General features: G+C 65.0%; 14 protein-coding genes and 2 tRNA genes. 4 read left to right on the top strand and 12 right to left on the bottom strand.

All coding sequences use genetic code 11. The features are described from left to right. The first annotated feature begins 35 nt into the window (after positions 1-35). Positions 36-2,333, top strand: a complete 2,298-nt coding sequence (locus FHS28_RS12250) for a PKD domain-containing protein (RefSeq protein WP_088450823.1) — start codon at positions 36-38, stop codon at positions 2,331-2,333. Between the two features lie 78 nt (positions 2,334-2,411). On the opposite strand, the gene FHS28_RS12245 is transcribed toward FHS28_RS12250, so the two are convergent. The 7 genes from FHS28_RS12245 to FHS28_RS12215 all read right to left on the bottom strand — a co-directional run bounded on the left by FHS28_RS12245 (position 2,412) and on the right by FHS28_RS12215 (position 8,207). Continuing rightward, positions 2,412-3,674: a leucine-rich repeat-containing protein kinase family protein gene (locus FHS28_RS12245; RefSeq protein ID WP_310736776.1), complete on the bottom strand. Its 1,263-nt coding sequence runs from the start codon at positions 3,672-3,674 to the stop codon at positions 2,412-2,414. A gap of 177 nt (positions 3,675-3,851) precedes the next feature. Beyond that, positions 3,852-4,385, bottom strand: a complete 534-nt coding sequence (locus FHS28_RS12240; protein WP_088450819.1) for a hypothetical protein — start codon at positions 4,383-4,385, stop codon at positions 3,852-3,854. Between the two features lie 33 nt (positions 4,386-4,418). Next, complete coding sequence (locus FHS28_RS12235) at positions 4,419-4,976, bottom strand: hypothetical protein (RefSeq protein ID WP_088450817.1); 558 nt, start codon at positions 4,974-4,976, stop codon at positions 4,419-4,421. A gap of 17 nt (positions 4,977-4,993) precedes the next feature. After that, positions 4,994-5,425 (bottom strand): lysozyme inhibitor LprI family protein, encoded by a 432-nt coding sequence (locus FHS28_RS12230; RefSeq protein ID WP_088450815.1) that lies wholly within the window; start codon positions 5,423-5,425, stop codon positions 4,994-4,996. Between the two features lie 258 nt (positions 5,426-5,683). Next, positions 5,684-5,759, bottom strand: a tRNA-Asn gene (locus tag FHS28_RS12225). Positions 5,760-5,836: 77 nt separating this feature from the next. Beyond that, a tRNA-Asn gene (locus tag FHS28_RS12220) sits at positions 5,837-5,912 on the bottom strand. A gap of 36 nt (positions 5,913-5,948) precedes the next feature. Then, complete coding sequence (locus FHS28_RS12215) at positions 5,949-8,207, bottom strand: TonB-dependent siderophore receptor (protein ID WP_088450813.1); 2,259 nt, start codon at positions 8,205-8,207, stop codon at positions 5,949-5,951. A gap of 371 nt (positions 8,208-8,578) precedes the next feature. Here FHS28_RS12215 and FHS28_RS12210 point away from each other — a divergent pair, with 371 nt between their 5' ends. Next, complete coding sequence (locus FHS28_RS12210; RefSeq protein WP_184294690.1) at positions 8,579-8,731, top strand: hypothetical protein; 153 nt, start codon at positions 8,579-8,581, stop codon at positions 8,729-8,731. A gap of 137 nt (positions 8,732-8,868) precedes the next feature. Here FHS28_RS12210 and FHS28_RS12205 read toward each other — a convergent pair whose 3' ends face one another. Next, complete coding sequence (locus tag FHS28_RS12205) at positions 8,869-12,255, bottom strand: S41 family peptidase (RefSeq protein ID WP_088450811.1); 3,387 nt, start codon at positions 12,253-12,255, stop codon at positions 8,869-8,871. A 327-nt stretch (positions 12,256-12,582) separates the two neighbouring features. On the opposite strand from FHS28_RS12205, the gene FHS28_RS12200 reads away from it, so the two are divergent. Continuing rightward, positions 12,583-12,900, top strand: coding sequence for a helix-hairpin-helix domain-containing protein (locus FHS28_RS12200; RefSeq protein ID WP_088450809.1), 318 nt, complete (start codon positions 12,583-12,585; stop codon positions 12,898-12,900). On the opposite strand, the gene FHS28_RS12195 is transcribed toward FHS28_RS12200, so the two are convergent. Then, complete coding sequence (locus tag FHS28_RS12195) at positions 12,836-13,420, bottom strand: hypothetical protein (protein WP_184294688.1); 585 nt, start codon at positions 13,418-13,420, stop codon at positions 12,836-12,838. The genes FHS28_RS12200 and FHS28_RS12195 overlap by 65 nt on opposite strands. A 219-nt stretch (positions 13,421-13,639) precedes the next feature. Between FHS28_RS12195 and FHS28_RS12190 the strand changes: the two genes are divergently transcribed. Further along, positions 13,640-15,028, top strand: coding sequence for a TAXI family TRAP transporter solute-binding subunit (locus FHS28_RS12190; RefSeq protein WP_088450805.1), 1,389 nt, complete (start codon positions 13,640-13,642; stop codon positions 15,026-15,028). A gap of 129 nt (positions 15,029-15,157) precedes the next feature. On the opposite strand, the gene FHS28_RS12185 is transcribed toward FHS28_RS12190, so the two are convergent. The 3 genes from FHS28_RS12185 to cobA all read right to left on the bottom strand — a co-directional run bounded on the left by FHS28_RS12185 (position 15,158) and on the right by cobA (position 17,608). After that, entirely contained in the window at positions 15,158-16,249 is a 1,092-nt protein-coding gene (locus FHS28_RS12185; protein WP_375140741.1) for an NAD(P)/FAD-dependent oxidoreductase, read from the bottom strand. Positions 16,250-16,331: 82 nt separating this feature from the next. Then, positions 16,332-16,655: a ferredoxin FdxA gene (fdxA, locus tag FHS28_RS12180; protein WP_088450801.1), complete on the bottom strand. Its 324-nt coding sequence runs from the start codon at positions 16,653-16,655 to the stop codon at positions 16,332-16,334. A gap of 161 nt (positions 16,656-16,816) precedes the next feature. Further along, positions 16,817-17,608, bottom strand: a complete 792-nt coding sequence (gene cobA / locus FHS28_RS12175; protein ID WP_088450799.1) for a uroporphyrinogen-III C-methyltransferase — start codon at positions 17,606-17,608, stop codon at positions 16,817-16,819. Positions 17,609-17,610: the final 2 nt, after the last annotated feature.

The following is a 17,610-nucleotide window of genomic DNA, read 5'->3' as shown; positions in this document are numbered from 1 at the left end:
GCGTCAGACCCCGGCGAGCTTGAGGGAGAAATCACATGCAACGCTTCTTGGGCAAGGCGCACCGCGCCCTGCTGTCTTCGTTCGTCCTTTTGGCACTGTCAGCCTGTGGCGGCGGAGGCGGCTCGGACGCCCCCAACCAGCCCCCGAAGGTCGCCGTACTCAGCAGCGGCGATGTGCGCGCGAACGCCACCGGCGACAGCGTGGGCGCCAGCCTGGGCGGCCTGGTCCGCCTCGATGCCGGCAGCAGCGTCGATCCGGACAAGGACGCGCTCACCTATAGCTGGGCGCTCACCAGCAAGCCCGCCGGCAGCACCCTGGTCATTGCGGATGCCGCCGTACAGGTGCTGGAGTTCCACCCCGACGTCCTCGGCTCGTACGTCTTTTCCCTGAAGGTCATCGACGCGCGTAACGGCCAGGCCACGCAGCAAGTGAGGGTGGTGGCGGACAACACGCCGCCAACCCCCGGCACGGTGGTGCAGGTGACCCCGGTGGTGATGCAAGCCGCGCCCAGCACCATCACGACATCCGTGGGCTATGTCGTGCAGCTGGACAGCAGCAGCGCCAGCGACCCGGAAGGCCCGATAGCTTCCCGGGCGTGGACGCTGGTCAGCCGCCCGGACGCCAGCACCGCGACCTTGAGTAGCACCGCGGCGACCACCACTGCGTTGTCACCGGACGTTCTGGGTGACTACGTCATCAAGCTGGCCGTCACCGACGCCGCCGGTGCGAAGTCGGAAAAGCTCACCACGATCCGCGCCAACAACCGCGCCCCTACCGCCGCCATCGCCTCCAATGCGACGCCGGTGGCGCTGCCGACCGCCCCCGGTTTTAAGGTGCCGGTCGGCACCATCGTGACCTTCCGCGGCGACAGCAGCGTCGACGCTGACGGCGACACGCTCACGTATCTGTGGAGCCTGGACAGCCGTCCCAGCGGCAGCAGCGCCACGCTGTCCAGCCTGAGCACCGCGACGCCGTCCATCACCCCGGATGTGCAAGGCAACTACGTCTTCCGCCTCCGTGTCACGGACACCTCCGGCGCCTTCTCCGAGCGCTCGGTGACCATGATGGTCGGCAACGATGCCCCGGTGGTGGTCCTGGACCACACCCGCGTGACCGTCGAGATTGGCGGCACGGTGCTTGCCACGGCCGCCCTGAGCTATGACGGCGATGGCGACCCTCTGACCTACCAGTGGCAACTGGACGCCCGCCCAGCCGGCAGCACGGCCACGATCGCGAATGCCGCCACACCGGCGCTGTCGCTGGTGCCCGATGTGGTCGGCGTCTACCAGGCCACCGTCTCGGTATCGGACGGCCGTGCCACGGTGCAGCGCGCCGTGGAGATCCGCGCGCTCGCCTCGATCGCCAGCCAGGTCCCACTCGGTTTCACGCCGGGCGAAGCCCGCTACGACAGCAGTCTGGACAAGATCGTGGTCACCTCGCAAAGTCCGACTGCCCTGCGCCTGGTCGACCCGTTCACCGGTGTGACCCAATCGGTCGTGCTGCCCGCGCCCGTGAAGAACTACAGCCTCAGCCCCAATGGCCTGCTGGCAGTCGTGCTGCACGAGGGGATGGCATCGCTGGTGGATTTGCAGACGATGACCTTGGTGCGCACCTTCACCACCTTCGGCGCCCAGACCGATGCGTTTGTGGACGACGGCGGCTTTGTTTCGCTGATCGGCGGCGACCAATGGGTGCGCCCGGCCGTCACCATGATCAATGGCCGCACGGGTGATGTCGTGGACACGTCCAGTGGCTACTTCGGCACCTTCTACGGAACGCAGTACGGCGTCATCGCCGGCAAGCTGAACAAGGTGTTCGTGCTGTCACAGGGGCTGTCCCCGGCGGACATCAGCTACTACGACTTCGATCCGGTCGCGCACAAGATCACCGGAGCGGGCGAGTCGCCCTATCACGGCGAATTCGCGATGGCCACGCCAATGTTCCTGAGTGAGGTCCAGGACCTGCTGTTCACCGCCAGCGCCACCTTCTACCGTACGTCGGATCTGCGCTACCTGGGCCGTCTGTCCGGTGTCACTCGCGGGGTCTACAGCCTGACCAACAACACCGCGCTGGACGAAACGCTGGCGCTGGAGCCGGCCACTGGCGCGTCCTACCAGGGCGTGAACTACACCTGGACCTACGCTTCGGTCTACAAGCGCTTCACGACCTCGCTGCAACTTCCGCAGCCGGACCTGTCGCTGCCGATGATTGGCGGTGTGCAGAGCTATGGCGTCAAGGTGTTCCACTCGGCGACCGGCCGCCATGTGCTGCTGGTGCAGACCGGCAGCGCCACGCCGGGCGCCGGCACGGGCTACTACGTGATCACGCGCTGAGAGTACTGCATGCGCGGCGGGAGCCGCGCATGCAGGCATTGCATCACTTCGACGAGCCAGCGAAGACCGGGCCGCAACTCAGTGTTCCAACGCGAGGGCCACGTCGTCCGCGCTCGGGCGCTGCGCGGGATCGGGATGCAGACACGCGTCTCGCAACGCACTGAGTCTCGTATGCTCATCGGGAGCCAGCCGTTCGCCGTGGTCCAGCAGCTCTTCGAAGAAACAGCCTAACGCGCGGACATCCAGCCGTTTGAGACGCTCCACCTGGCCGGCCGGGGCCGCCTCCAGGAAGGAGGCCGCACCGAAATCGCCGAGCAAAGCCGCCCCCTCGTTGTCGTGTAGGATGTTGTGGGCATACAGGTCGCCATGCAGCAATCCGCGCGCATGCAAATGCCGCAGTGCGGACGCCAGCCCGGCGGCCATTCGCATCACCGCCGGAGCGGGCAGTCGCTGATCGTCTGCATAGACATCGCGCGTGCAGGACGCAAGGCTTGGGGGCCCGGCGAGCGTGCGAAACGACGGACCCATCAGTGGCATCAGCAGGCCCTGCGTCTGGTTCGGATGACCGCTTAGACGGGCCTGGACTGAGATCAGTTGCGGATGGGGACCGGCCTGCAAACACGCGGCCAATTCGCTCTCAGGCAGCCCATCGCTGGTCAGCCCGCCTTTGAAGAGTTTGAGCGCGACGGGAGTGCCATCGTCCTGGTGGGCGCGATAGATGTGGCCGGAGGCGCCTTCACCGAGCAACTCGTCGAGGGCCAGGCGAGCCCACGGAACCGCCGGAATCGGCGCCTGCGCCAGCGCAGTCATCTCCCGCTGACGGGTCAAGGGGTTGCCGCCGAAGGCCAGCCAGGTCAACCGCGGCATCGTGCTAAGCCACTCAGGCAGGGCGTTGAACTGATTGGCCGAGATGCGCAGCAATTCAAGCCGCTCGCATTGCGAGAGTCCGGCCGGCAATGCGCGCAGCTGGTTGCCCGCCAGCGCGAGCTTTCGCAGGCGGGCGCATTGCCCGAGGGCCTCTGGCAGCGCCTCGATCTGGTTGTCCGTGAGGATGAGCCAACGCAATTGCGGCGGCAGAGCCGCCTCAGGCACGTGACGGATCTGATTCGTCTTGAAACCGATCATCTCCAAGCGCGCGCAGCGCCCCAGCACGGCGGGCAGCTCGGTGAATTGGTTGTTGGAGCAGAACAGGATGCGCAACTTGTGCAGGCGCGGAAGGTCTTCCGGCAGCGTGTGCAGCGCGTTGCCGCTCAGGTCGAGAATTTCCAGCGATTCCGCGAGGTCGTAAATCTCCTCAGGGAAGGCGGTCAGCCCAGCGCCGGTGAGGGTGAGACGCTGCACACCCTTCAGGGTGCCAGCGCGCAGTTGCGTCAGAGTGTTCAAGCGATGCGTGGTAGGGACCGCACGCCCAGGGCGGTGCGGCTCATGGAAGGGCCCGGTCTGGGGCTGTGACGCGTCAGTGTATGACTGTGCGGAAAGCGACATTCCGAGCGGCGCATGCCGTCACTGCCGCATCCCTCATTCCGCACGGATATCGCTCTTGCAGGTGGGGTCGGCGATGTCATACCCGAGCCAGAGATAGAGATGAGTTTGAAGCTCGCCGCCTCGCCTGGCTTGCAGATGCACGCCTTCTGAACTGGTGCATAGCGTTGCCTTCAGGGACGGTCCTTGAAGGGCATTGCCGGCCAGCAGTTCGGTTTGGCTATCGGTGGCCTTGAACGGCCCAATCGCCGCGATGCCAATGAACGGGCCTGACTGCCAGCGAGCTGGGAGCCGGGTCTCATAAGCGAAGGCGCGCCCCTTCGTCAACGCATTGCTGACGAGGATCTTCTTGCGACTCGGCCTGAACTGGCTGGCTTTCAGGCGCTGGCAGCACTGGATGTTCGACTGCTCGTCCGGAAACTGGAGCTGGATGTCGCGATGTGGATCCAGTTTCTGAGCCGTGATGAGGATGAGCTTGTTGTTGTCGGCGACTTCGGTGATGGCGAAGTCGGTCCCCGTGGCCGCCATGCAGGCGGCGGTGCTGCAAACGAGGGCGGCACCGGCCACCATGCATGCAATGTTCATCGTCTACGACCGTCGCGATTAACGAGAGCTGTGAAGATCGACGACCGTCATCCAAGGCATGGACTGACCAAGCTTGAACAGCTCCACATGGGGCTTGGCCGATATCAGCGACCCCTCGCTATGTGTGCGAGGCGATTGATGGACCCGTTGCACGGCGGCTTCAAATTGTTGGAAGGCTTCGTCCCAGCGCGGTTCGCGTTGGGGATGAAACCGGTAGATCGCCTCATGCGCCCGGATCCATAGCTGCGTGCAGGCGGCGCCAAACGGTGTGCTTTTCGCAAAGCGCTTGGGAATTCTCGGCAGGCCATCCGCTGCGAACGCCAGCGCCCACGTGCTGGCTTGATCCACGGCTTCCGGAGACGTGAAAAGAATCTCCAGGGCTGCGTCGAGCAGGTTCAGCCGTTTGTGCGTGTAGATCTGGTCCGGGAGATGTTGAGCTTCGATGGCATCGAAGTCCGAGAGGATGGACCGGATGGTGTCGATTTGAACCTGAGGCGTGGCCTCGTAGCGCACGTGCCGATCGGCGAAAAATCGATCTGCAAGTTCCCAAAGCAACGATTCATGTTGCGGGGTCATCGGGGGTCTAGTGTTCATCATGGTCGCAGTTCCCGCGCGGCTGTCTGCAAAGAATCCGCGCGGCGGAGATTGAGTTCAGCAATGCAAGCCAGCCGGCTCATCTCGAGCGCATTGCCGATGGCGCCGCCGCCCAATGACGCGGCCCAGGCGCATTGCGCCGCACGGTACTTGACGAATGCCGCCGCAGCCGCGGAAAGCTTTTGACGCGTCTGCTTCGCATACTTCGCATCAGTATCCCAGCGCTTCACTGCGGCGGCGAAGGCGCTCTCCGCAGCTTTTAGGGCCGCTTCACTCTCTTTGGCATGCTTGTCCAGGCACTCGCGCACGCCTGCCGCATCGAAGGAACACGCCTCCCGAAGCTCGCGCTCGGTCGGAATCTCACTCGATTCTTCCTGTGCCAAGGCTGAGCCTCCAATGACCAGGAGTGCCACCAACATCACTGTGCGCATGCAATCGCTCCGCGGCGGTCCCGCCTCGGCCCCTTCGAGTCTGAGCCGGTGGGGGGCCGCTTCTTTTGCTTCATTTTGCCTTGGCTGATCAGGCACTTCAGTGAGCAAGTGTCTTTCTTTCAAGTTGAGCTTGGACGGCGCAGAAAGTGGTTGAAGCGGTACTCGACAAGCACGCAAGCCTGTGCGTCATTCGGCCGACCGTCGAGCGAAGCCAAAAAGAAAAAGCCCCGACATCTTTCGATGACGGGGCTTCAGATTTGGCTCCTCGACCTGGGCTCGAACCAGGGACCTACGGATTAACAGTCCGGCGCTCTACCGACTGAGCTATCGAGGAAAAGTCTTTTCAAGTCCTATCGACCTGATTCTGGTGTCGCTGCCTTCGGTCGGGCAACGACTTGATTGGGCTCCCTCTGGCTCCCCGACCTGGGCTCGAACCAGGGACCTACGGATTAACAGTCCGGCGCTCTACCGACTGAGCTATCGGGGAAGGGAGACCAAGAGTATACACAGAAAATTCAGCGCATCACAAGATCCACTCAACCGATGCACGCCACGTGCGTGGTGCGAGCGGATAGAGATACACATGCTCGTATTGGTAGGGCGATTCACGCCACGCGCGGCGGTCCGTGACGTTGTCCACACCCACGCGCCACACCAGCGTCTGCCGGCCCACCGCCAGCTCGTAGCGCGCCCCCAGATCCAGGCGCGTCCAGCTGGGGATGCTCAGACTGTTGTCCGGCAGCACCGTGCGCCGACCTTCAAACACCAGCCCTGCCTGCAGTTCCAGCCCCGGCAGCCACACCGTCTGCCGACCCAGCAGCTTGGCCGACGACTCCGGCACATTCACCGGCTTGAGGCCGTTCAGGCTGTCGTCGCTGCTGCCATGCCGACGCGCATGCAGACGCATCACGCTGGCCTGCAGGCCGCCGCCCGACCACTTGAAGTCCGCCTGCGCTTCCACGCCGCGATGGTCCTGGGTACCGTCGGGACGACGCACCAGTCCGCCTGCCGCATCGTCCTGCACATCGCGGCTGGTCGGCTTGCGGATCTCGAAGTAGTTGACCGACCAATCCACCGTCCGGTTGCCGGCCTTCAGGCCCAGTTCCCATTGGCGGCTGCGGAGTGCAGGCAACGCCTGCCCCTGATTGGCGTAATCGGTCTTGTTGGGGGTCACATCCGATTCAATGCCTTCGCCCCAGCTCGCATAGGCCATCAGCTCCGGGTCGATGGCGTAGCTCACGCCCAGCCAGGGTGTGGTGACGGACTGACGGTATTGCGTCCGCGCTTCCTCAGCTGCCGGCACGTTGACCTGATGGCTGCCCCGGCTCAGACGGGTGTGACGCACGCCGAGCCAGCCCGCCCATTGCGAGGTCAATTGCACGGCGTCACGCAGGTACAGCTCCGTGCTGTGTTCGTCTCGATTGGTGTTGGCACCGGTCAGGGACGGATCCGCCGTGGTCGGCAGCGATCCGGTGATGTCCCCCGTACCCGCGAAGTTGTAGGCCTGGCCCTGCAGCCGGCTGTAGAAACGACTGAACAGCACGCCGGAGGACAGCTCATGGCGCATGCCCGCGAGGTTCAATCGCCCCTGGGCGGACAGATCCAGGGCGGAGCTGTTGCGGCGCTCGTTGTCGCTGCGGAAATCGAATTGGTCGAAGGTGCCATCCGGGCAGTAGCTGCTGGCCCAGTAGGTGCCGTCCGCGGCCGTGCAGCCGAAGGGATACGCCAGTCGGTCGTCCGTTACCAGCCGCTGGATCGCACCGTGCGCCTGCAGCTTCCAGTCCGGCGTCAGTTGATGCTGCACCCGCAGCGAGGCGGTGCGCCCTTCGAAGACGACCGGCTGGCTCCACGACTGATTGTTCAGGTTGGTGCGCGGGTCAATGCGGTGAGCGTCCGGCAACGCGGTACCCAGCAGGCTGAAGCCGGGCTGCGAGGGCTGGCTCTGGCGGTTCAGCTCCACCTCGGCTTCGACCAGTGTGTCCGGCGTCACGCGCCAATCACCGGCCACGGCCATCAGCCAGTCGCTGCCCTTGGCGTCCCGCACTTCGGGATTGCGATGCGCGGCCTCCAGGTTGATGCGCAGGCCATACACGTTGTTGCCGCCCGCCGCATCGGAGAAGCGGCGGCTCCAGTCCAGCGCCGCCTCCGTCGTGCCGCGCTCGCTCACGCCCAGCGAGACCGTGGTCAGCTCCACCGTCGGCCGCTTCACCACCAGATTCACCATACCGCCCGGCGCACTGGTGCCGGCCTGGATGCCGCTGGTGCCCTTGAGCACTTCCAGGCTGGACTTGTTGCTCAGGTTGATCGCCGTTTCCGCGTTGATGGGCAGGCCATCGCGGCGGTAGTTGAAGCGGTTGTCCAGGTCGTAGCCCCGGATCTTCAGGTAAGACACATAACCGCTGGAGTTGTAGCTGTCGCCGACGCTGGCATCCACCGCAGTGAGGCCGGACAAGGCGCGCAGACCGCGGTCCGCGATCTGGTCGCTGGTGAGCACGCTGGCCTGCATCGGCAGCTTGGCGACCGGCGTGTCACCGAAGCCGCCCACGGTCAGCGACGACTGGCCGTTGCTGCCGCGCACCGTCACCTGGGGCAGGGCGGTGCTGGCGTTGGCGCCTTGCGCAGCCGGCGCCGCGGCGTCCGCGGAGGCCTGAGCCATCGCACCCACGCTGACGCCGAGCAGCGCCGCAGCGACGAGGGTCAGGCGGTGCACCGGAGCCGACCGCAACAGCGGATGCGCATCAGCGCAGGACAGGAAGCTTGAAGAGGAAATAGAAGATGCCATCGTGGGGAACACATGCGATGGCAGGTCGGCAGACCGCGCGCATCCGGCGACGTCCCTGGAGACGCCAAGGGGCTGAGAGCCCCCGAGGATGCACAAGACCCGAAGGTCGGTGGGCTTGCTTCCCTGCGCGAGGATTAACTCGGACCGCGGACTGCTCCACGGCCTGGCAGCCGAAGCTGCCAATCAGGTTCAAAGGGACTTTCTCAGCCGGTCAGGTCGTCCTGGCCAGCACCCCTAGCGAACGTCGGTGGCATCGCCACCAACAGACGGGATTCTACCGGTCGGTGCGTCGGCACCGTTGTCCGCTGGCGACGGCCGCCAGTGGTAGTAGAGTTCGGCCCATAGATTCGGCTGATTGAGAAGGAGCCACCATGCCCAAAGGCGTACAACGCAATGACAAGTCCAGCAAAAAGCCCAAGAAGGACACCGGGCCGGTGAAGGAATCGTCCTCCGTGTCGGATCGACCGGTGGCCCCGATGACATCGGTGATGCCCAAGGGCAAGCTGAAGAACAAGGCCGGCTGACACGGCCGTTCTTGCGGAGTCAGATCTCCCACCGGAGGTCCGACCCCGCCCCAAAAGACAAGGGGTCGGTCCCACCATGGGCCGACCCCTTGTTTCATTCCGGCCGCCGGGTGAGGCGGCCTTCGATCACGCTGCCATCACTGGCCCAGCAGCGACTTCACCGCAGCTTCCAGCTGCTGATCGTCGCCCTTGTCCAGACGGGCCTTGTCGTTCGGCACCACGATGTCCGGCGTCACCAGGGCGCGTTCCATGAAGTCGCCGTTCTGCGCCCGGAAGCCCACTTGCGGAATGCCGAAGTAGGTGGCGCCGTCCTGCATCACCTCCCACCACACCGCCGTGCCGGTGCCCGCCACCGGCATGCCGATCAGCTTGCCGATGCCCAGGTGCTTGTAGGTCCACGGGAAGAGGTGGGCGTCGGAGTAGTTGCTTTCGCTCACCAGCACTGCGGAGGGCTTCACCCATTTGGCGGTCGGCTCCCAACCCAGGCTCTGGCCGCGCGGCAGGAACTCCAGGTACTTCTTGCCCGACAGCAAGGTCGCCAGTTCGTCATGCAGGTTGCCACCGCCGTTGAAGCGGGTGTCGACGATCAACGCCTCCTTCCCGCTGGCTCGGCCGAGTGCGTCGGCATAGGTCTGGCGGAAGCTGGCGTCATTCATGCCGCGCACATGCACATAGCCCAGGCGGCCGCCGGAGAGCTTGTCCACCAGCGCGCGCTCGCGGCGCACCCAGCGCTTGTAGAGCAGCTCACGCTCCGCGCCGATGCTGACGGCCTTGAGCGTTTGCTCGAAGCGCCGGTTCGTGACCGGATCCAGCACCGACAGCACCACCTGCTTGCCAGCCTTCAGGTTCAGCAGCGAATCGAATTCCGCACCAGCGCCGATGGTTTCGCCGTCGATGGCTTCGATCACCATGCCGGCCTTCAGCTTGTTGGTGGCTGTGTCCAGAGGACCGCCTTCCATCACTTCCACGACTTTGATGCCGGCGCCTTGCCAGGACTGGTCGTAGAACAGACCCAGGGAGGCGGTGGCATCGCCGCTGGGCGCGGGGCGATAGCCGCTGCCGGTGTGGGAGACGTTCAGCTCGCCCAGCATTTCGCTGAGCAGCTCGGCGAAGTCGGTGCCATCCGCAACAAAGGGCAGCTGCCGCTCATACACCTTGCGGTAGTAGGCCCAGTCCACGCCGCCCATGTCGGTGACGTAGAGCTTCTCCTTCGTCTGACGCCAGGCATGGTCGAACATCTGCGCGCGCTCGGCGCCGCGGTCAATGCGCAGCTCGGCGGTGAACTTCACCGGCGACGTCTGGATCTCGCCCTTGCCCGAGCCTTCCGGCACCTTGAACTTGTGCACGCGGCCACCGGCCATCACGAAGCCCTTGGTGCCCTTGGCATCCAGCCACAGGGCCACGGATTCGATCTTGCCGCCCGGCAGTTCCCCCACGCGCTGGGTTTCCTTGTCGCGCAGGCGGGTGTGCCACAGCTCATAGCCCTCGTCGGCCTTGAGCACGTAGAACAGCTGTTCGCCATCGGGCGTGACCGCGAAGTCCCGGATGTCGCCGGACGCGGTGGTCAGACGCGCCACGCGGTCTTCCAGGCCCTCCATCTCGATGACCACAGGCTTGGCGGGAGGCTTCTTGTCCTCCGCCTTCTTGTCGTCCTTTTTGTCGGCCTTCTTGTCGTTGGCCTGGTCGCCGTCCTTCTTGTCGGTCGACTTGCCGTCCTTATCGGCTTTATCGCCCTTGCCGTCTTCGTCCTTGTCCCCGTCCTTCTTGTCCTCTTCCTCCTGCTTCTTCAGCTGGGCGAATTCGGCCTTGTCCAGGTTGTAGCGATCGAATGCAGCGCGGGTCAGGAACATGCCGAAGATGTCCGCATCCACCCGGGCGCCGCCGCCGCTGCCGTGCAGACCTTGGCGGTCGGTCAGCCACACCAGCATCTGACCCTGGCGGGCAAACAGCGGATGCATGTCTTCATAGCCGCTGTGCGTCAGGTTCACCAGCTTGCCGGAGCCGTCGGCCGGCACCACGCCCACTTCCTGACTCCAGCGATTGCGGTCGACGAACTGGACCACCAGGCTCTTGCCATCCGGGGCCCAGTCGAACCACTGGTCCCCGTCTTCATAGGAGTAGCTGTTTTCGGCCGCCATCACCACGCGGGTCTTGCCGGTGGCAGTGTCCAGCACATGCAGCGCTGCGCGGTCCTGCAGATAGGCCACCTGCTTGCCGTCCGGCGAATAGCGCGGCTGGAAGTTCTGGTGATCGTTCTTGAGCAGCACCTTCGTCGTCAGGCGCGGTGCATTGAAGAAGCTGGGCACCGCCTTCTTGTCGCCGACGATGCTGGCTTCGCACAGGCTCCATTGACCATCCTGCTCGCAGGCGTAGAGCAGTTTGCGGCCGTCGGGGCTGAAGCTGACCGACCGCTTCTGGCCAGGACCCTCGGTGATGCGGCGGGTGTTGCCGAATTCGGCGGAGGTGACAAACACCTGTCCGCGCACCACCACAGCGACTTCGCTGCCATCCGGGCTCACGGCGAGGTCCGTGGCGCCCTCGGTCAGCTTGACGTTCTCAACCGTGGGCACAAGGGCGTCCGCCGCGATGCTCACGCCGACTTTGCGTGGCTGGGCCTCATCACCTGCCTGGGTGTAGAGCTCGCCGTCATAGCCGTAAGACAGCGTGCCGTCCGCCGCGACGGACAGGAAGCGCACCGGGTTCTTGGTGAAACGGGTGATCTGGCGGGTGGCCGACGGATTGTCCAGCGGCATCTTCCACACGTTCATCGAGCCGCTTTGCTCGCTGAGGTAGTAGATGCTGGTCTCGTCGGGGGAAAAGACCGGATTGCGGTTTTCACCGCCGCTGCTGGTGAGCTTACGGTGCTGGCCGGTCTTGGTGTCCCAGACCCAGATGTCGCGGGCGACCGGGGAGATGTGGTGCTTGCGGAAGGCGTTTTCGTAGCCCTTCCAGTCTTCATAGACCAGCAGGCTGCCGGCCTTGTTGTAGCGGCCCGCAAGGGCGGGTTCGCTGAAGAGCTGCTGCGGCCGGCGGCCACCTTCGATGCTGACCTGATAGGTCTCGCTCAGCGCAGGAGACGGGAAGCCCAGGTTCAGGCGGCCGTCCTGGCGCTGGGCCGAGAAGACGACGGACTTGCCGTCCGGCGTGAAGGCGATCGGTGTTTCTGGCACCGAATTGAAGGTGAGGCGGCGTGAGGGGCCGCCGTCCGCGGAAACGACAAACACATCGTCATTGCCGTAGACATTGGCGGCATAGGCCAGCAGCTTGCTGTCGGGCGACCAGACGGGCGCGGCATTGTGCTTGCCATTGGAGACCAGCAGGCGGGCGGTGCCGCCTGCAGTGGGAATGACGAACAGGCTGCCCTGGAAGGTGAAGGCGATCTGTCGCCCGTCCGGGGAAATGCTGGACTGACGCAGCCACAGCGGCTGGGTCACCGGTCCCAGGGGCGTTTGCGGGCTTTGCGCCTGAACCGCGGGGAAAGCCATCATCAGCGCCAGCGAGGCGCCTGCGAGTTTGAATCTCATGAGATGAACCGGACGGGTGAAAAACGCTGAGTCTAGAAGCGTTGGTCGCGAGTGTCCTTAGACACCCCTCAGATTGGGCATCGGGGCGAAGGACGGAAGGCCTGGGCGGCCGGGCGGTGAAGGGGATTGCCGCGTTGACATAGGGGAAACCTCGCAGACATATGCCGGACTCGGAAAAGGTGCGACGCATCGGGTCGGGTCGGGTCGGGTCGGGTCGAGGCGAGGCGAGGCGGTTGCGCCTACCATCAGCGTTTGCGGCAGGCAGAGGCGGCGGCAAGGGACGCGAATCCGTCGCGTGACTTTTGGGAGCGGTACAAGGAGAACCCCATGAATCCTGACAAAGTCGATCGAGCGCGCGTGAACGCACTCACGGACCTGCCCAATGTGGGGCCCGCGACGGCGAAAGACTTCCAGCGCCTGGGCATCCAGTCGCCCGCGCAACTGGCCGGGGCGGACCCGGTAGCGCTGTTTCAGCAGCTGTGTGAAGTGACGGGTGTGCGGCACGATCCCTGCACGCTGGACGTCTTTCTGTCAGCGGTTGAATTCATGAATGGCGGACCGGCGCGGGCCTGGTGGGAATTCACGGCGCATCGGAAACGATTGATGGCTCGGTCTGGGTCAACACCAGATGCTCAATGGCATTGAGCGCGACGCTTCCCGGATAAAGCTCCAGCCGCCCGTAACGGTCCCGGTGATAGCAATCCCAATAGCTTGTGACCCGCCTTCGGGTCAAAGCCATGAACTCAGGATTCGCTGCGGAGAATGAGGCTAGATGTGCGGGATTCATGTTCGGAATGGCATCGGCAATCAGCTCGATGATCTCGATGACGTATTCACCGAGCAGTTGAACGATGAAGGGCACCACCCAGTCCCGGTTCGAGCCTGCAGCAAGCAACTGCCGCAGGCATTCCTCACGGACATAACCATCGCAATGCCGGGTGCCGAAACACAGCGCGAGTGTGCGGATCTCCCCCTCCGATTCCTCGAGGATTGAATACAAACTGCCGGCAGCCAAGTAAATGCGGTTGGGCGCAGAAAGCGTCTCGCCCTGAACAGTCACTCGAAAGCCCTGGAGTGGCCGTGTCGGGTCCGGGGCGGGCAGTTGCCGCAACAGTGCCGATGCGGCGGTTTGCAGCGAAGCAGGAAAGGTGGGTTGGTAGGTCATCGTCAGCCAAACGTGAAACGCGTCGGTCGCCGACGTCGCGCCTGGCTGCGGAAACAAATGCTGCGCAGGGGCTGATGCTACGCCAAATGGCGGGAGCTGAGCCCTCATGCCTCACACGGCGACGTGCATCGAGTCTCCCGCGCGCTCCGCGGTGGACGCATGCTCACAGCCTGCCCCCCATGCCTCGCATACCATGCGGCCAGCTAAGGTCCGCTGCTCATGACTCCCATCCAACACTGGAACTCCACTCGCCGCCTTCGTCTTTTTGTCCAGACCGTCCGCGACATGCTGGTCTCGATGGGCCCGTTGCTGCTGCTGGGCGGGGGACTGCTGGTGGCGGCTTACTGGTGGCTGGACCCGCAACCGCCCCGCGAAGTGCGCTTGGCCACCGGCCCCGCAGGCAGCGCCTATGCCGCCTTTGGCGAGGGTTACGCCAAGGCGCTGGCCCGTGACCGCATCCAGGTCAAACTGATCCCCAGCGAGGGCGCGCAGGACGATCTGGCGCACCTGCGCGCGGGCACCGCCGATGTGGGCTTTGTGCGCGGTGGCATGGCCGATCAGGTGGCCGACACCGAAGCCGGCATCGTCTCGCTCGGCAGTCTGTTCTACGAGCCGATCTGGGTGTTCTACCGCCGCGACCTTCCACTGGCACGCCGTCAACCCGGCGGTGCACTGGAACGCCTGACCCAGCTCCGCGGCCTGCGCGTCAACGTCGACCAGGATGGCAGCGGCGTCCCGCAGATCGTCGAGAAGCTGCTGACCTTGAATCAACTCAGCGCCACGGACCTTCGGCTGTCCAATCTTCCCCCGGATGCCGCGGGCCAGGCGCTCAAGCAAGGCAAGCTCGATGCCGCCGTGCTGATCTCCGCGCCGCAGTCCGAGCTGATCCGATCGCTGCTGCGTGATCCTGCCATTGCGCTGATGCCCTTCGAGCAGAACGAAGCCTATTCGCGCCACTTGCCCTTCCTCTCCACCGTGACCCTGCCACGGGGCGTCGTGGATCTGGCGGCCGACCTGCCCGCCCATGACATCCCGCTGCTGGCCACCACCACCTCGCTGCTCTCGCGCGACCGGACGCATCCGGCCCTGCGCCAACTCTTCGCCCAGGCCGCCCAAAGCCAGCACAGTGCCGCCGGTTGGTTCAACGGCGTTCGGGACTTTCCCAACACCCGTACCAGCGAGCTGCCGGTCAGCCCCGAGGGCGACCGCGCCATCAACGGCACGCCGCCCGCGTGGGCGCGTTACCTGCCGTTCTGGGCCGGCAACCTGCTGGAGCGGATGTGGCTGGTGATCGGCGGTTTGCTGGTGCTGATGCTGCCGCTCTCGCGCGTCGTGCCACCGCTCTACACCTTCCGCGTGCGCTCCCGTGTGTTCCGCTGGTATGCGCGGCTGCGAGAGGTGGAGGCCAAGCTGGAGGCCGGCGAAGGCGAGCGCGAGGCGCTGCTGGACGAACTGGACGAGCTGGACCGCGTCACCCACCGCATCGCCGTGCCGCTCTCCTACGCCGAAGAGCTCTATGCGCTGCGTAACAACATCTATGCAGTGCGCAAGCGGTTGCTGGCGCAGCGTCCGCCGGTACCACCCGCCATGGATGCTCCCGGCGATTGATCCCGCACGAGGTGCCGCTGGCGCGCATGAAAAAACCCGCCGAGGCAAGCGCCCAGGCGGGTTTGAGATCAGCAGCGATTCACGCCGCCGGACGCAGCACGAGGCCCGCAACGAGCCTGTGCGATCGGCTTAGTCGAATACCGGCGTTTCCACGCCCAGCACCTTGTGCAGCTTCGGGCTGGTGGTCGTGTATTGCAGGTGGACGCGCTTCTCGGGGTTGATGATCGGCATCGCACCGAAGGCGGCCAGGGCGGCCTCATGGAAGCCCGACAGAATCAACTTCTTCTTGCCCGGATAGGTGTTGATGTCACCCACCGCAAAGATGCCGGGCACGCTGGTCTGGAACTTCTCGGTGTCCACCAGAATCTGCTTGCGCTCCAGCGCCAGGCCCCACTCGGCGATCGGGCCGAGCTTGGGGGACAGGCCGAAGAACACCAGCACCTGGTCGGCCGGGACCACACGCGTGACGCCGTCGCCGCCGGTGACCTTCACGCCCTTGAGGATGTCGTCACCTTCGTCGATGTCGCTGACCTGGCCGACAATGAACTGCATCTCGTAGGCGTCGCACAATTCCTTCATCTTGGCGACCGACGCCGGCGCGGCACGGAAGCCGTCGCGACGGTGCACCAGAATGACGCTCTCGGCCTTGTGCGGATTGCCGTCGTCATTGGCGCCGCAGAAGTTCAGCGCCCAGTCCAGCGCCGAGTCGCCACCGCCGACGATGACCAGGTTCTTGCCGGCGAACTGCGCCGGGTTGCGCACCCGGTAATGCACCTGCGAGCCTTCGTACTTGTCGATGCCCTCGACCTTCAGCGTGCGCGGCTGGAACGAACCCACGCCGCCCGCGATGAAGATGGTCTTGGTCAGGAACTGCGTGCCCTTGCTGGTGGCCACAAAGAACCGGCCATCTTCCTGCTTCTCAACCGTCGTGACTTCCTGGCCCAGATGGAAGGTCGCGCCGAACGGCTCGATCTGCTTCATCAGGTTGTCCGTCAGCTCCTTGCCGGTGACCACCGGCAGCGCCGGAATGTCATAGATGGGCTTGTCCGGATAGAGCTCGATGCACTGGCCACCGGGGTAGGCCAGGGAGTCGATGATGTGGGCCTTGATCTCCAGCAGGCCCAGCTCGAACACCTGGAACAGGCCCACCGGGCCGGCGCCGACGATGACGGCATCGGTTTCGATCACGCCCGCGTGCGGGGCCGAGGTCGCTTCAGTCACTTGCTTTTCCATTCAAAGAGAGGGTGTGCCGGCCTGCAGGCGGCGGAAGGACACCAGGGGCGTCGAGCAACGGATCCGCAGATCAGCGGATCAGCTGGTCGAGCTTGCCGGTCTTGTCCTTCCACTCCTCGGCGTCGGGGAGGGAGGCCTTGCGCTTGGTGATGCTCGGCCACTTCTTGGCCAGATCCGCATTCAGCTTGATCATCATCTGCTGATCGCCGGGAACGTCTTCCTCCGGCATGATCGCGTTGACCGGGCACTCGGGAATGCAGACCGCGCAGTCAATGCACTCGTCGGGGTCGATGGTCAGGAAGTTCGGGCCTTCGCGGAAGCAGTCGACAGGACAGACATCGACGCAGTCGGTGTATTTGCAGCGGATGCAGGCTTCGGTGACAACGTGGGTCATGAGCGGCTCTTGTAGTGGCGGGGCCTGTCGGATTCCGTCCCAACGACGTTGAACAAGGTCAAAAGGGCCTTGAAGCGGCGTCAAAACAGGGCCATCAGGCTCGTGAACATCAGCGCGGCCTTCTCAAGACTCAGGCACGCTCTGACGGAAAACAGCAGATTTTAATCGTTCAGGGTTGGTGCCAGTGGCGCCAGCGCCTTTATCCCGGGGATTTGCGTCGATCCTTGACTGGGCGCAGGGATTTCGCTCACCAACGCGGGCGGCACCGCGGCGGCACCAGCCCCCACCACCACCACCGTCGGGCGGCCGCGATGCAGCATGCCGGCGGCGGCCAGGTCCTGCACCTGATGGTCGCTGGCCAGTGCGTCCGGGCAGCCTGCACGGGAGACGACGCTCACTGGCGTGTCGCCCGGCCAGCCGGCCTGCAGCAGTTGGCGGGACAGGGCAGCCAGTTGGCGGCCGGCCATGTAGAACACCTCGGTATCGGCGGTGCGCGATGCGCGCAGTTCGCCCTCCTGGGTCATGGCGGTCGTGAGACTGACGCTCCGACCCTGGCCGCGGCGGGTCAGCGGACGGCTGGTCTGGGCGGCAGCGGCCAATGCGGCGGTGACCCCGGGCACGATCTCCCAGGCGATGTCGGCTGCCGACAACGCCTGCAACTCTTCCTCCAGACGGCCGAACACGCTGGCATCGCCGCCCTTGAGGCGCACCACCACCGCGGCGGCGCGCGCCTCCCGTACCAGCACCGCGTTGATGGCGGTCTGCTTGGTGGAATGGCAAAAGCCGCGCTTGCCCACGTCCACCCATCGGGCGTCGGGCGCGAGTTCACGCAGGGCCGGGTCGGTCAACGCGTCGAACAGCACCACGTCCGCCTGCGCCAGGGCCCGAGCCCCGCGCAGGGTAATGAGGTCCGCGGCCCCAGGGCCCGCGCTCACGAAGATGACCTTGCCCATGT

Origin of the sequence: Roseateles terrae (genome assembly GCF_014192155.1) — a bacterium.
In the GTDB taxonomy this organism is placed as follows: domain Bacteria; phylum Pseudomonadota; class Gammaproteobacteria; order Burkholderiales; family Burkholderiaceae_C; genus Roseateles; species Roseateles terrae.
The sequence above is the reverse complement of the archived record's forward strand: the minus strand, read 5'-3'. Positions and strand labels throughout refer to the sequence as shown.